This window comes from Maribacter sp. R86514 (genome assembly GCF_044597005.1).
Lineage (GTDB): Bacteria > Bacteroidota > Bacteroidia > Flavobacteriales > Flavobacteriaceae > Maribacter.
The window spans coordinates 1,402,322-1,417,126 of the sequence record NZ_CP138999.1 but is presented as its reverse complement, the minus strand read 5'-3'; the positions used below and the strand labels follow the sequence as shown (position 1 = coordinate 1,417,126).

Genomic DNA, 14,805 nt, shown 5'->3' with positions numbered 1-14,805 from the left:
TACATTTTTAATGTTTTATCATGGTGTAAACTTCTTCTTATTTTCTTGATTATAGTATTTGGTCAGATTCAATAGTTATTTAAGAATTACAAGAATAATTCTTTTATTGAATATTTGATTGTTACAGTTTGGTTATAGATGGTTAAATAGACTAAAACAAGGTTGTTTTTCCCTGCAAATAGCTAAAAATCATAGTTATTTTATCAGGTAGTCGTGCTAGGGTTATGTCGAATTTTAAAGTTGCAAGAATTTGCTATAAAGCACATCTTATTTGCCTCTTCATGTAATTGATTTGCTTTATCAATCATATTAGAATCAGTGATTTTTACTTTAGGATTTAGAGTAACATCGGTGAAGTTTCCGCTTCCGCTTTCAGTTTCTTGCATTATTCCTGTAGCATCATCCATATATTCGGTTACAACAATTTTATGTACGGAGCATAAGTGCAAATACCAGAGCATATGGCAAGCGGACAAGGACGAAAGAAAAAGGTCTTCAGGATTGTATTTACTTTTATCTCCCAAAAACGATGGATCAGCTGAACCATTTATGATATCATATTTTCCTATGGCTTTGATTTTATGATTTCTGTTGTAGGATTTATAGTTTCTGGTTCCGTTTCCCTCATTACCGGTCCATTCTACTTTTATTTCATAATTATGTTTTTTCATACTCATAATTTAAGGTTTCAACAGTTTTAAATGTTAGCAACAATTATAAGAAATATAGAAATCATATGGGTATGATAAAGCGTGTAATTTTTCTAAATAAAGAACCGGTATCAAATTAAATCTAGTATTTCGTTTTCACTTTATCTGAGGTTTTAAGCAGTTTCTATTACAGAGCTAAAGTTCTGTTTCAAAATAATAGAAATAATTCTTATTTAGAATAAATAAAAATAACTATTTTTGTTGTCGAACCAGAAAACGATAACTAAAATTTAATGAGAACACCTATTTCTATTGCCATGGCACTGGTAATTTGTGTAAGTGCCTTTTCACAAAAAGATAAAATAAAGAAAGACCGCGAGGCTATAAAAAGCATGTGCGGTTGTTATGAAGTGTCTTTTAACTTCGCAGAAACCTTTAACCATAGTACAGACTCACTATATAAACCGTCTAAAACCAAAGTAGATAAAGGCTTAGAGTGGGCAGAATTAATAACAGACGAGGACGATAAAATCTCTATTCAACATTTATTACAAGTAGGCAACCCTGCTGATCCGTATATTGTAAAACACTGGAGACAAGATTGGTTGTTTGAGAATACGGATTTGTATTCCTATAATACTAATAACACTTGGACATTTAAGAAGCTGCCTGCTGATCAGGTGAAAGGGCAGTGGACGCAAAAAGTATTTCAAGTAGATGATAGTCCGAGGTACGAGGGTTCTTCTACCTGGGTTCATGTAAATGGTAAAAGTTACTGGGAAAATACGGCAGATGCGCCTTTACCAAGACGTGAGTACACTACAAGAAGTGATTACAACTTGACCGTTCGTGGTAACCGTCATGAAGTTACCGACTATGGTTGGTTACATGACCAAGATAATACTAAGGTAATTCGTAAATCTGGTAAAGAAGATGTTATTCTTGCTCAAGAAAAAGGGTATAATACGTATGTAAAAGTTGATGATACCAAGTGTGCCGCAGCTGCTGCGTGGTGGAAATCAAATACAGATAAATGGGCTTTAGTGCGTATCAAGTGGGATGATGTATATGGTCGTAATCAAGACCTTTCTTTAGAACAGAAAGTAAATAATAAAGTATTGTATAAATATCTTTTTGATGATGAATATGATCAAGAAGATGAAATTGAAGAAGTAATTGAATCATTCGTTAAAAAATAAGAACATGAAAACCGTAAAACAAATAGCCTTAACCGCTCTGTTGTTTGTAAGCTTCACTGGTATTGCACAGCAGAAAAATGAGTTGATAGATCGTAAATTTTGGAAGAGCAATCCAGATGTTGCCACCATAAAACAAAAAATTGCAGAAGGTAATGACCCTGCTGAGATGGATAGCAATTCTTTTGATGCTACTACTTTAGCAATTACCGATAAGGCAGATATAGAGGTAGTTAAATATTTAATATCTCTTGAAGGTAACGCTGTAGATAAGAAAACTCATGATAGTCGTATTTATTTACACTGGGCAGCGTATGCTGGCGATGCTGAGTTAGTTCAGTTTTTATTAGATAATGGAGCATCGGTTACGGCTTTGGATAGTCATAGATATACACCGCTTGCTTTTGGTGCAAATGCCGGACTTACAAACCCTGAAATTTACAAAGCTTTTGAAACTATAGGTGTGAATTTAGTGGAGGAGAAAAATGAACATGGTGCTAATGTTTTACTATTGGCTGCACCTTCTATTAAGACAGAAAAAGAATTGAATTTCTTTTTAGATAAAGGTTTGTCTTTAGATAGTAAGGATAATGATGGTAACGGAATTTTCAACTACGCTTCTAAAAAAGGAAATATAGATTTTTTAAATCTTCTTATTAAAAAAGGAGTTGATTACAAGTCACTTAATGATAATGGTGGTAATGCTTTTATGTTCGCATCGCAAGGTGGCCGCGGATTCAGTAATGGCTTGCCAGTCTATACCTATTTAAAAGGTCTTGGTTTGGAACCTAATATTGTAGAGAAAAATGGGAGCACACCTTTGCACCGTTTAGCTTTTGGTACTAAAGATGCTGCTATTATTGAGCTTTTCTTAAATGCTGGTGCAGATGTAAGCCAAGCAGATGAAAAAGGGAATACTCCGTTTTTAAACGCTGCTGCTAGAAACCAGCTTTCTATAGTTCAATTATTAGCCAAAAATGTGAAGGATATCAATGCTGCCAACAAGAGTGGGGAAACTGCACTTATGCTAGCGGCTCATAGTAACAAGGCAGATGTGGTTGAGTTTTTAATAAGTAAGGGAGCGGATATCAATGCTCAAGATACTGCCGGTAATACGGCTGCTTACTTTTTGGCAGATTCGTATAATAAAAGAAACGCAAAGGCTTTTGATGCTAAGTTAGCTTTATTGAAGTCTAAAGGATTAAAATTCAATAGCGTTCAAGGTGAAGGTAATACATTATATCATGTGGCTGCTAAGAAAAATAACTTAGAGTTATTGAAAAAAGTGTCCGTTTTTAATATAGATGTCAATGCTAAGAACGATGAAGGTTTAACTGCTTTACATGTAGCGGCAATGAAAGCAGAGAATGATAAGTTGCTTAAATTTTTACTTGCTAAAGGTGCGGATGCAAAGAGTACCAATGATTTTGAAGAAACGGTATATGATTTGGCTAGTGAAAACGAATTGTTGCAAAAAGAGAATACGTCTCTTAATTTCTTAAAGCAATAGAATCCTAAATCATATTTATAAATCTCTTATAGAGAACAATTTTTTATATACATGAACAAATTTTTAAAATATATTCCGGCAATTCTATTGGTCGGGTCCTTATTGACCGCATTCAATCCTGTAGATAAGACTCCTGTAAAGTGTCTAATACAATTAACAAACTATTCAGGTGAAGGTGCATATTTAATCGTATCTATTGTTGATGCCGATAATGAATATGTAGAAACGATTTACGTTCAAGGTAAAGACAGCGAATGGTACAGTGAAATTACAGAATGGTGGAAATTCTACGGAAAAAATCGCCCGAATATAGATGCTATTTCTGGTGAGACCATTAGTGGTGGAGAACGCGCACTGAATGTTTTACAGATTCCTAAGGATAAAATAGACCAGGGTTATCAACTACGTTTTGAAACTTCAGTTGAAGATCAAGGGTATTATGCAGATGATATTCAGTTTCCGTTAACCACAGAAAACTTGACCACCAAGGTGGAGGGTAAAGGTTTCATTCGTTACGTACGTATGTTGCCTCAGTAATTGTCTTAAATCATTGTCTTTGGGAGCAGTATTTCGAGACGAAGCAATCTGCTGAATGGTGCCGTTATATGAGATTTGGGTTCCTGTGAAGCAGATTGTTTAATGACAATTTTTAGTTAGCGTGTCACATTGAGCGCAGTCGAAATGCATTGGTTGTGAGATACGAACCTATAAGTTCTCGACTGCGCTCGAAATGACATTAAGTATTTATTTTACAATCACAATTATGTATTCCAGAATGTCTTAGTACAGACATTCTGGAATTTTTAAAATAACAAGATTACAAAATTACATTTCCATTTATGACCATTTCTATTTGGCGCTTTAGTCATCTTACACTTGCCTTGGTTTCTTCACTATTCTTGATAGTGGCTGCTGTTACCGGAATAATTTTAGCGGTAGAGCCCATTTCTCACCAAGCAAAAGGCTATGCGGTAGAGAATTGGGAAGAAGTATCATTGGCAACTACTATAGATGCATTAAAGAATTCTTATGATGAGGTTTTAGAATTAGAAGTAGAATCATCAGGATTCGTAAAGGCTTCGGTTTTGACTATGGAGATGGAAACATTAGATATATATGTGAACCCTATCACAGGTGAACAATTAGGTGAGGTTGAAGAACGACCGTACATATATACTTTTGCGACTAACGTACACCGTTCTTTATTTCTAAAAAGTATAGGTAGATTTTTCGTTGGTCTTATTTCTTTACTCTTATTTATTATTGCCATTACCGGGCTTGTGTTGCTTGCTAAGCGCCAAGGCGGATTCTTAAAATTATTTTCGAAAGTCCAGAAGGATTATTTTGAGTTACGATACCATGTATTATTAAGTAGATGGTTCTTTATTCCCATCGTGATACTTGCATTTACGGGTGTTTATTTATCTGCCGAGAAGTTTAAATTATTGCCGGATACTGTTGTCGAGAAACAAGATGTTGCTTCAAATGGAGCCTCTAAAGTGTATGAACATATTACTGATGTTCCATTTTTTAAGGAAACTACTTTGGCAGATATCAGACAGGTAGAATTTCCTTTTTCTAGTGATTCAGAAGAATATTATCTTATTGCTTTACAGAATATAGAGGTTGATGTAAATCAGCAAACAGGCGCTATAGTGCGCAGTGCAGATTACCCTTTTGTAACATTGGCTTCAAGACTAAGTTTGGTATTACACACGGGTGAGGGTAATGTCATCTGGTCTGTTGTATTATTGCTTGCAAGTGCTTCTATTCTATTTTTTATGTATTCAGGTTTTGTAATGACGTTGAAGCGTAGAAAGAAAGCAAAACGGATAACGCAAATAACAGATAAAGATGAATGTGAGTATATCATCTTAGTGGGGTCGGAGAGTGGTACCGCATTCGATTTTGCACAGCGATTTTATAAGGGATTAACAAAGGTTGGAAAGAAAGTCTATTTATCGGAGCTAAATAACTATGCTGAATACGCAAACGCGACCAACATTATTATATTTACTTCTACCTATGGTGAAGGTGAGCCACCAACAAATGCCCGTAAATTTTCTGAATTGTTTTCGAGGATACAACAACCGAACAAAATCGATTTTTCGGTAATTGGTTTTGGTTCATTAGATTATCCAGATTACTGTAAGTTCGCTATTGAGATAGATGATCAAATAGCATCGGCGAAGAATTTTCAACAGCAATTGCCTTTGTTTAAAATTAATAAATCAGATTTCGATTCTTTTGAACTTTGGATGATTCAATACGCTAATAAAGTCGGATTCACAATTCCTGTAGAAAGACCACTTTTAAGAAAGAAAAAATATAAGAAAGTTGAGTTTGAAGTTTTGGAGCGAACCGATTTAAATGTCGATGATACGTTCTTGTTAAAACTACTGCCAAAATCTAAAGTTGATTTTACCTCGGGAGATTTGTTAGAAGTATTTCCAAATGATGATGATACCGTTCGTCAATATTCGATTGCCAGAATTGACGATACTATTTTACTTAGCATTAAAAAACACGAGTTAGGTAGAGGTTCTAATTACCTCTTCAGATTAAAAGTTGGCGAAACCATAAAAGCTGCAATAGATCAAAACGAAGACTTCCATTTTCCTAAAAATGCTAAAAAATCAATTTTCATCTCAAATGGCACCGGCATAGCTCCTTTCTTAGGAATGATCTCTGAAAATACAACTCAGAATATCTCTATGTTCTGGGGAGGACGTGAAAAGGCTTCTATGGGGATTTATAATTCCGTTTTGGAAAAAGAAGTCTTAAATTCTGAAAATATCAATGTATTTACTTCATTCTCTAGGGAAGGTGAAAAGCAATATGTTCAAGATGTGGTTTTAGAGCAAAAAGAGTTAGTGTTGAAAACCATTAACCAAAATGGCACCATTATGATTTGTGGATCACTGGCTATGCAACATGATGTTCTTGATGTGTTAGAAAGAATACTGCAAGGCAACCAAACCATCAATTTTGAAGCTTTTGAAAAGAGCGGTCAGCTAAAAACAGATTGTTATTAAGCTGTCATTGCGAGGAGCTTTTTTTGCGACGAAGCAATCTGTCGAATTTGTCTAGTATGTTATTTTTGGATAACGATTTAATTTCTAGCCTGCCTGTCGTTATGGAAGGCGCCGTCTTAATGCAATGCTTGTGAGATTCTAACTTAATAGTTCTCGACTGCGCTCGAAGTGACATTAGTTTATTTCCATCGCATCTTTTGCAATCTCACTGCATTTAATATCGCCAAAAGCGCAACACCAACATCGGCAAAAACAGCTTCCCACATAGTAGCTAATCCGCCGGCACCCATAGCTAAAACAATAAGCTTTACACCGAAAGCCAGTGCAATATTTTGCCATACAATTTTACGAGTAGAATTCCCGATTTTGATTGCGGTAGCAATCTTAGAGGGCTGATCATTTTGTATAATAACATCGGCAGTTTCAATGGCGACGTCACTACCAAGTCCGCCCATAGCAATACCGACATCACTAATGGCAAGAACAGGAGCATCGTTAATTCCGTCACCTACAAAGGCAATTTTGGTATTGGATTGTTTTTTGAGTTTCTCTACTTCTTCTAGTTTTTCTTCAGGTAATAATCCGCCTTTTGCCCAGTCAATTCCTAATTCTTTGGCCACTTGTTGGGTAATGGAATCGGTATCTCCAGAAAGCATGATAATTTTATCAATTCCTGACTTACGCATATTTGCTATAGCTTCGAATGCGTCATCTTTTAATTCGTCAGCTACAGTCACATAACCTGCAAATTTTCCATCAATCGCCATCATTACGATAGATTCTACAATGCTATCAGTTGCTGCGGGCACTTCAATTTGGTTCGTGATCATCAACGCCTTATTACCGACCAAGACCGATTTTTGGTTAATTGTTCCTCGTAATCCCTTACCAGCAATTTCGATAACATCCGTAGCTTTAAACTTGTCTCCGCCTGCCTTGTATTCCAAAATTGCCTTTGCAATAGGGTGTGTAGATTGTTCTTCAATGGCGATCAAGTACTTCATGAATTCGTCTTCGGTAAAGATCTGATCTTTAATAAGATCCTTAATCTTAAAAACCCCTTTAGTTATAGTGCCTGTTTTGTCCATTACCACAGTGTTGACCTTGGTTATGGTGTCTAAAAAGGATGCGCCTTTAAATAGAATTCCGTTTCGCGAAGCAGCTCCCAGTCCACCAAAATAACCTAACGGAATAGAAATTACCAAGGCACACGGACAAGAAATAACAAGGAAAATTAGAGCTCTGTACAACCAATCTTGAAAAACATAATTCTCTACAAAGAAGTAAGGTAAAAAGGTTAGCGCAATAGCTAGATAGGTGACAATAGGTGTGTAGACTTTTGCGAATTTTCTAATAAACAGTTCTGTCTTAGATTTACGAGCAGTAGCATTCTGCACCATATCAAGAATACGGGCAATAGAACTGTCTTTAAAAACCTTGGTGGTTTCAATTTCAACTACTCCGTCTAAATTTATGCTTCCGCCGTATATGGAATCTCCTTTTTTAAGGGTATCAGGCTTGCTTTCTCCTGTTAGGGCTGCAGTATTAAAAGAACCTCTCTCTGATTGTAGAATACCGTCTAGCGGGACTTTCTCGCCAACTCTGACTTGTATTATTTCTCCTATTTTAACCTCTTCTGGAGCGATGGAAGTAAATTGATCATCACGGAAAACCAAGGCTTGATCTGGTCGCAGATCAAGTAAAGCTTTAATACTGCCTCTAGCACGCTGTACCGCAGCGCTTTGAAAAAGTTCACCCACTGCGTAGAACACCATTACGGCAACACCTTCTGGATATTCACCAATACCAAAAGCCCCAATAGTAGCTACACCCATTAAAAAGAATTCTGTAAAGAAATTCCCTTTTTTAATGCTATCCCAACCTTCTTTTAATACAGGTAAGCCAACAGGTATGTATGCGATTATGTACCATGCTAATCGTACATATCCTTTGAAAAAATGTAGGGTATTGAAATAGTCTAATACCATACCGGTAACAAGCATTGTAAAACTTATGAGTGCTGGTAGGTATAAATTGAAATTTGATGTATCCGTGACTGCTTCATGGCTATGCCCCTCGTCACTGCAATGGGCGCAAGTACTCTTTGTTTTTGTAAATGTTTTTAAATCTGTCATCTTCTTTTGCATTATAAAACAAAGGTGGGTAAAAGAGTGGTGCAACAGAAGTGCATTTAATGGTCACTACACGAATCGCATATGCCTTTTATCACCAAATTGGCATCTTCCGCAATGTAACCTGCAGGTAAATTGATATGTGGAATTTTGTGTTCGGTCAAACAAACGGTTTTGTCACATTGTCCACAGTGAAAATGTAAGTGTAAATCTTGGTCGATCTCACAATTACAGCCGGGTTGACATAATGCAAATTTTGAAACATTGGTGCCATCATCTATTTGATGAACAATACCTTTTTCTTCAAATGTTTTTAAAGTTCTATACAGTGTAGTTCGCTCCGCTTTTTCAAATGCATTCTCAATATCGGTAAGCGCTACTGCATTTTGTTTCCCGGCCATGAATTTGTAAATAAGAATACGCATAGCAGTAGGGCGTACACTTTTGTTATCTAATGTTTTTTCTATTTCAGTCATGCAAAAACGGAGTTTAAAAATACGCTCAACACTAATGTAATCAATGTTTTAAAAGATTTCAACTTCAGAAGATCTTTAACTTTAAATTAAGCAATTTAAGGTGTTTGAAACTGCTTGCTTTTTGTTGTAAAGTGCTGAAAATTTGAAAAATAACGCGTCTGAAAGTGATTTTTTTAAAATGACGATTACGGATTAAAAAATCTGTAAATCGTGGTCTTTCTTTAGTTCAAAAAATGGAGATGTTTTAGCTATAGTTGCCTCAGTTTTTGAGCTAGTAGTCTAGGTTTTTGTTTGGTGATTAATGATCCTTCAGTCAGTAAGATAGCGGATTCTAATTACAGATGATCTTTAACTTTTAAGTCTTTGATTTTTGAAAATTCAAAAAGCGTTTGATGTCTATTCAATATCGTGAGCAATATGAAAAATAGCATCACCTTGATTCACGATTGGTGATTCGTTGATGCAAATTATATATCCGGAATCTTTTGCTTTTACTTTCTTTTCAAAATACCCGAACGGACCAGAAATACTTCCTATTTCTTCTCCTTTTTCTACTGCTTGTCCAATTTTGATTGAAGGGTGAAACATACCTGAATGTTTTGCTCGAATCCATTTAGAGGCATGAACCAATTTTGGAACTGTTTCTTTCAAGGCATATTCTCCAAGTTCTTTTTCGAAATTTCGCATGCCCAAGTGATGCATCATTCGCAATGCGCCAACAATACCCGTATCGGTTATTTCGCTGTCTATTTGAAGTGATTTTCCGCCTTCATATAATAATACCTTCTTATCAAGTTGATGCAGCGTCTCACGAAACGATTTTTCTCTTCCGGCGGACTTTACAATGAATTCTGCGCCAAATACTTTCGCTAGTGCTAATCCGTCCACATCATCTTTGTCGATTCTTATTTGCGGGGCGTTAAAGCGGCTGTCGCCCCCAGTGTGGTAATCTATACAGTAATCTATAACCGGTGCAATGTCTTTTACTAAATGATAGGCAAAACGGCTTGCTAAGGATCCTCTTAAGCTACCAGGGAAAACCCTGTTCAAATCTCTGCCATCAGGAAATTGACGGGTCTGGTTCAAGAATCCGAATATATTAACAACGGGAATACAAATAACCATTCCACATTCTGGTTTATTGAATTTTTTGGATACTATTTGTCTAACTATTTCAACACCATTAATTTCATTACCGTGAATACCTCCAGTAATCAATAGGGTAGGACCATCTTTTTTACCGCGCTGCACAATTACCGGAACTTCAATTTTTGTTCTGGTGTGTAATTTTGCGATATCCAAATTCAATTGTGCGCCTTTGCCCTTCTGAATGGTTTCTCCTAAAAGTGTATATTTTTTATTAAACATCTTGTATTACCTACATTAAGATTTCTACTATAACCTAAAATGTTACGGTTTGGTATATTTTGATTGGTAAAATTAGTTTATAAAAAGGTGTGAATTACTCAAAAAATTATTTGTTTAAGCGGCGATTAATAGTGAATCATGTTCTTTGTTTGGACATTTGATTTGCTTTTTGACGCCTATAAAATGTGTTCTGTGATTGGTAAAAATTAAATTTATCTTTGAGTAGTTAATTACATTGTATTTTTAAAACTATATGAAGATTTATAAGTCTGTCTCCTATATTATATTATTGCTTTTTATAGCATCTTGTAAAAATCAGAACAAAAACGAAGCTAGCGGTGTTGCTCAAGAAAATCATGAATTCACCAATGATCTTATAAACGAGACCAGCCCTTACCTTTTACAACATGCACACAACCCTGTAGATTGGAAAGCTTGGTCAGATGATGTTTTTAAAAAAGCATCCGAAGAAAATAAGCTAGTTGTTTTAAGTGTAGGGTATTCTACTTGTCATTGGTGTCATGTTATGGAAGAGGAGTCTTTTGAAGATACCGAAGTAGCTAAACTTATGAATGATAAGTTTGTTAGCATTAAAGTTGATAGAGAAGAACGACCGGATTTGGATATGGTATACCAGACAGCTCTGCAATTGGTTAACGGAACAGGAGGGTGGCCTATGAACGCTATTATAATGCCCAATGGGAGTCCGGTGTTTCTAGGTACTTACTATGAGAAAGAAGAATGGAAAAACATTTTAGTCAAGTTCAGTACGGAGTATGAAAAGAATCCTGAGAAAATGGCTGAGTATGCCACCATGTTGGCAGGCGGCGTACAAGAGGTTTATGATCAGCCAGCAAAACAATTAGCAAATGCCATTACGCCGGATAAATTTGTAGACGGAATTACGGAGTGGGCTACCCTTTGGGATAAACAATGGGGCGGTAACCTGGGGCAGCAGAAATTTATACTACCTGCTAATTTGACGATGTTGTTAGATTATGCCGTGCTACAAAAAGATAAGGAAGCTGAAAATCATGTTATAAATACGTTGGATAAAGTAATATATGGCGGAATTTATGATCACGTAGATGGTGGTTTTTTTAGATACAGCACAGATAATACATGGAAAGTTCCTCATTTTGAAAAGATGCTGTATGATAATGCACAGCTCGTGTATTTGCTTTCAAAAGCATATAAGTTGACTAAAAATAAAGAGTACAAAACTAAGGTGGAGGAAACCCTGAAGTTTTTAAAGGTTGAGATGAGAAATGAAGATGGAGGTTATTTTAGTGCAATGGATGCTGATAGTAACGGGGAAGAAGGAGTCTATTATGTTTGGCAGAAGGGAGAACTGCAGTCATTATTAGGTGATAACTTTGAATTGTTCTCCAAATACTTCGATATAGAGGATAGTCAGGTTTGGGAAGATGGAAACTATGTGTTGAACAACACCATTTCTAAAGATAAATTTTTAAAGGAGTTCGATTTGAGTGAAGAAGCCTTTGATAAGAAAAAGGAGAATTGGAAATCGACTTTATATCAAGCACGACAAAAAAGAGAAAAGCCCACTAAAGACTATAAGATTTTAACATCCTGGAACGCTCTTTTAATTGATGGGCTTTTGGAAGCTTATAAAGCTTTTGGTGATGAAAAATATTTAAGAGAGGCTGTGTCCATATTTAATTATTTGCAACAACATAATTATAAAGGCGGAGAATTAGTGCATTCTTACACTAAGGATAGTAAGCAGAAAGAGGTGTTCTTAGAAGATTATGCTTTTTTGGCTAAAAGTGCTTTTGCCTTGTATGAAGTTACCTTAGACGTCTCATATTTACAAATTTCAAAAGAGTTGATGAAAATAGGTTCGGAAAAATATAAAAGTAATTCTGAGTTATTCTATTATAATGTTTCCAGTGATTTGGTACCGAGTATAATCAACACATCTGACGGAGTGGTACCTTCTGCGAATGCTATTATGGCACAGAATTTTATGCAACTTGGTCATTTAGAGTATAATACCGACTTTTTGAAAAAGGCGGAGCTTATGGGGTCTTTGATTACAAGTGATTTTGAAAGTCATGCCGTAAGCTATGGTGCATGGGGGTCTTTACTTTTGCAACAAGCCTATCCTTTTTATGAAATAGTGGTAGTTGGTAATAATGCCAAGCAATTGCTGAGTGAAATACATGAAACTTACATAGTCAATTCAATTATCGTCGGCTCTACTGTTGAAAGTGATATTTCCCTTTTTAAAGATCGTTTTAATGAAGATGAAACATTCATTTATGTTTGTCAGAACAACACCTGTAAATTGCCTGTAAAAACTGTTTCCAATGCATTTGAGCAAATGAAATCTTTTGGTTATCATGGGTTTAAGTAGATTTATGAGTAGTTGATCTTTAATAGCTTTTATTTTTATTTTTTTGAGTTGACGGAGTTTTTGTATGGACGAATGGTATGCTTATCCTTTATTGATATTAGTAGGTTTCGTTGTTGGTTTTGTTAATACATTAGCTGGTGGTGGTTCTCTTCTTTCATTACCTATATTGATATTTCTGGGGCTACCATCCACTTTAGCAAATGGTACAAATAGGGTAGCGGTAATTTTTCAAACAGCAGTAGCTACTGCTGGGTTTAGAAGTAAGGGTGTTTCTACATTTCCATTTAATATATATTTAGGATGCGCCGCATTTTTCGGTTCTATTTTAGGAGCTCGTTTAGCTGTTGATATTAGTGAGACCCTTTTTAATAGCATACTTGCTATTGTAATGGTTTGCGTGGTGCTAATAGTAGCGTTCGGACCAAAAATTGGAATGAAAGAGATTCAAGAGCGGTTTACCGGGAAATACTTGTGGCTTGGTATTATATCATTTTTCTTTTTCGGAATTTATGGTGGATTTATAAATGCGGGACTTGGATTTATAATCATACTATTTCTGCACTATGTAAATAGAATGACCCTGGTGCGTTCAAATGCGACCAAAGTTGCCGTTGTATTTATGTATATGGTTTCAGCATTGATTGTATTTGCATGGAACAACCAAGTAAATTGGAAGATTGGCTTAATACTGGCAATAGGTAATGGTAGTGGTGCTTGGGTAGCAAGTAGGGTGTCTGTAAATATGGGAGATGGCTTTGTGAAAAAGTTCTTGATTTTTATGGTGTCGATACTGGCTGTAAAACTTTGGTTTTACCAATAATTTAACCAAAATTTGTAATACAATATAAAATAAGATAGCATGCCAGGTTTTGAGTTGTTTGGAGAGAGTGAGAAAAGTCAAGTTCAAGATGTTTTAGATTCTGGGGTGTTAATGCGCTACGGCTTTGATGGTATGCGAAATAACCATTGGAAAGCATTAGAACTTGAAGAAGCTTTAACGAAACGAATGGACTCAAAATATGCACAATTGGTTAGTAGCGGTACTGCTGCTTTAACTGTTGCGCTTGCAAGTGCAGGTGTTGGAGCGGGAGATGAGGTAATAATGCCAACCTTTACGTTTGTTGCAAGTTTCGAATCTATTTTAGCTATAGGTGCCATACCCATTCTTGTTGATGTTGATGAAACTTTAACTTTAAGCCCAAAAGCAGTTGAAAGTGCCATTACGGATAAAACCAAAGTAGTTATGCCGGTTCATATGTGCGGTTCTATGGCGAATCTTGGTGCATTGAAGGTTATTTGTGATACACACAATTTACTGCTGTTAGAAGATGCCTGTCAAGCTATAGGTGGTAGTTATAATGGTAAACCTTTGGGTAGTTATGGTGATTTAGGTTGTTTCTCTTTTGATTATGTGAAAACGATAACTTGTGGTGAAGGTGGTGCGATCATTACCAATAACGAAACTTATAAAACAAATGCCGATCATTACTCAGATCACGGTCATGATCATGTAGGTAATAATCGCGGAGCGGAAACGCATCCGTTTTTGGGGTATAATTTTAGAATTTCAGAATTACATGCAGCTGTGGGCTGTGCACAAATAGAGCGTTTAGATGATTTCTTATCTATTCAAAAGAAAAATTACACTGTTTTAAGAGATAGCTTGTCGCCCCTTAAAAATATTACATTCAGAAAGGTGCCAACTGGCGGCGTGGAAAACTATTCATTTTTATCGTTCTTTTTGCCTAATCAAGAAAAAGCCAAAGCAGCGCATGTAGCTTTAGGTGAAGCTGGTGTTGATGCCTGTTTTTATTGGTTTGATAATAACTGGCATTACTATAAAGAGTGGGAACACCTAACCTCTAAAAGATCTTTAGGTAAATTACCGCAAGAAGTTGTAAATCAGTTGCCTGACTATTCTGAATCTGATTTTTCTAAATCTGACGCTTGGATAGGTAGAACCATCTCTTGCCTAGTAAAGCTAAGCTGGACAGAAGAAGAAGTTGTTGAACGCGCTTCTAGAATGAAAGGAGTACTTTCTAAATTTTCTTAAGTATA

11 protein-coding genes are annotated in these 14,805 nt (G+C 35.9%); 7 read left to right on the top strand and 4 right to left on the bottom strand.

Features of this window, described 5'->3' with window-relative positions; genetic code table 11:
- Window positions 1-203: 203 nt before the first annotated feature.
- A complete protein-coding gene (locus SJY30_RS06400; RefSeq protein WP_396634746.1) occupies window positions 204-671 on the bottom strand; it encodes an OsmC family protein in 468 nt (155 codons plus the stop codon).
- Between the two features lie 272 nt (window positions 672-943).
- Here SJY30_RS06400 and SJY30_RS06395 point away from each other — a divergent pair, with 272 nt between their 5' ends.
- From SJY30_RS06395 to SJY30_RS06380, 4 genes are all read left to right on the top strand, one after another.
- Window positions 944-1,849, top strand: a complete 906-nt coding sequence (locus SJY30_RS06395; protein ID WP_396634745.1) for a DUF6607 family protein — start codon at window positions 944-946, stop codon at window positions 1,847-1,849.
- 4 nt (window positions 1,850-1,853) lie between these two features.
- A complete protein-coding gene (locus SJY30_RS06390) occupies window positions 1,854-3,356 on the top strand; it encodes an ankyrin repeat domain-containing protein (protein WP_396634744.1) in 1,503 nt (500 codons plus the stop codon).
- A gap of 51 nt (window positions 3,357-3,407) precedes the next feature.
- Window positions 3,408-3,893 carry a DUF2271 domain-containing protein gene (locus SJY30_RS06385; protein WP_396634743.1) on the top strand — a complete coding sequence of 162 codons (486 nt, stop codon included), beginning with the start codon at window positions 3,408-3,410 and terminating at the stop codon, window positions 3,891-3,893.
- A gap of 302 nt (window positions 3,894-4,195) precedes the next feature.
- The gene (locus SJY30_RS06380; protein ID WP_396634742.1) at window positions 4,196-6,391 is read left to right on the top strand and encodes a PepSY domain-containing protein; all 2,196 of its coding nucleotides are present in this window, start codon (window positions 4,196-4,198) and stop codon (window positions 6,389-6,391) included.
- A gap of 179 nt (window positions 6,392-6,570) precedes the next feature.
- Here SJY30_RS06380 and SJY30_RS06375 read toward each other — a convergent pair whose 3' ends face one another.
- From SJY30_RS06375 to SJY30_RS06365, 3 genes are all read right to left on the bottom strand, one after another.
- Entirely contained in the window at window positions 6,571-8,526 is a 1,956-nt protein-coding gene (locus tag SJY30_RS06375; RefSeq protein ID WP_396634741.1) for a heavy metal translocating P-type ATPase, read from the bottom strand.
- 56 nt (window positions 8,527-8,582) lie between these two features.
- Window positions 8,583-8,999, bottom strand: coding sequence for a Fur family transcriptional regulator (locus tag SJY30_RS06370; protein ID WP_396634740.1), 417 nt, complete (start codon window positions 8,997-8,999; stop codon window positions 8,583-8,585).
- A 396-nt stretch (window positions 9,000-9,395) separates the two neighbouring features.
- The gene (locus tag SJY30_RS06365) at window positions 9,396-10,367 is read right to left on the bottom strand and encodes a succinylglutamate desuccinylase/aspartoacylase family protein (protein WP_396634739.1); all 972 of its coding nucleotides are present in this window, start codon (window positions 10,365-10,367) and stop codon (window positions 9,396-9,398) included.
- Window positions 10,368-10,620: 253 nt separating this feature from the next.
- Between SJY30_RS06365 and SJY30_RS06360 the strand changes: the two genes are divergently transcribed.
- The 3 genes from SJY30_RS06360 to SJY30_RS06350 all read left to right on the top strand — a co-directional run bounded on the left by SJY30_RS06360 (window position 10,621) and on the right by SJY30_RS06350 (window position 14,800).
- On the top strand, window positions 10,621-12,747 hold the full coding sequence (locus SJY30_RS06360; RefSeq protein ID WP_396634738.1) for a thioredoxin domain-containing protein: 2,127 nt from the start codon (window positions 10,621-10,623) through the stop codon (window positions 12,745-12,747).
- A 64-nt stretch (window positions 12,748-12,811) separates the two neighbouring features.
- Window positions 12,812-13,567, top strand: coding sequence for a sulfite exporter TauE/SafE family protein (locus tag SJY30_RS06355; RefSeq protein WP_396634737.1), 756 nt, complete (start codon window positions 12,812-12,814; stop codon window positions 13,565-13,567).
- 39 nt (window positions 13,568-13,606) lie between these two features.
- Window positions 13,607-14,800, top strand: coding sequence for a DegT/DnrJ/EryC1/StrS family aminotransferase (locus tag SJY30_RS06350; RefSeq protein WP_396634736.1), 1,194 nt, complete (start codon window positions 13,607-13,609; stop codon window positions 14,798-14,800).
- Window positions 14,801-14,805 lie beyond the last annotated feature (5 nt).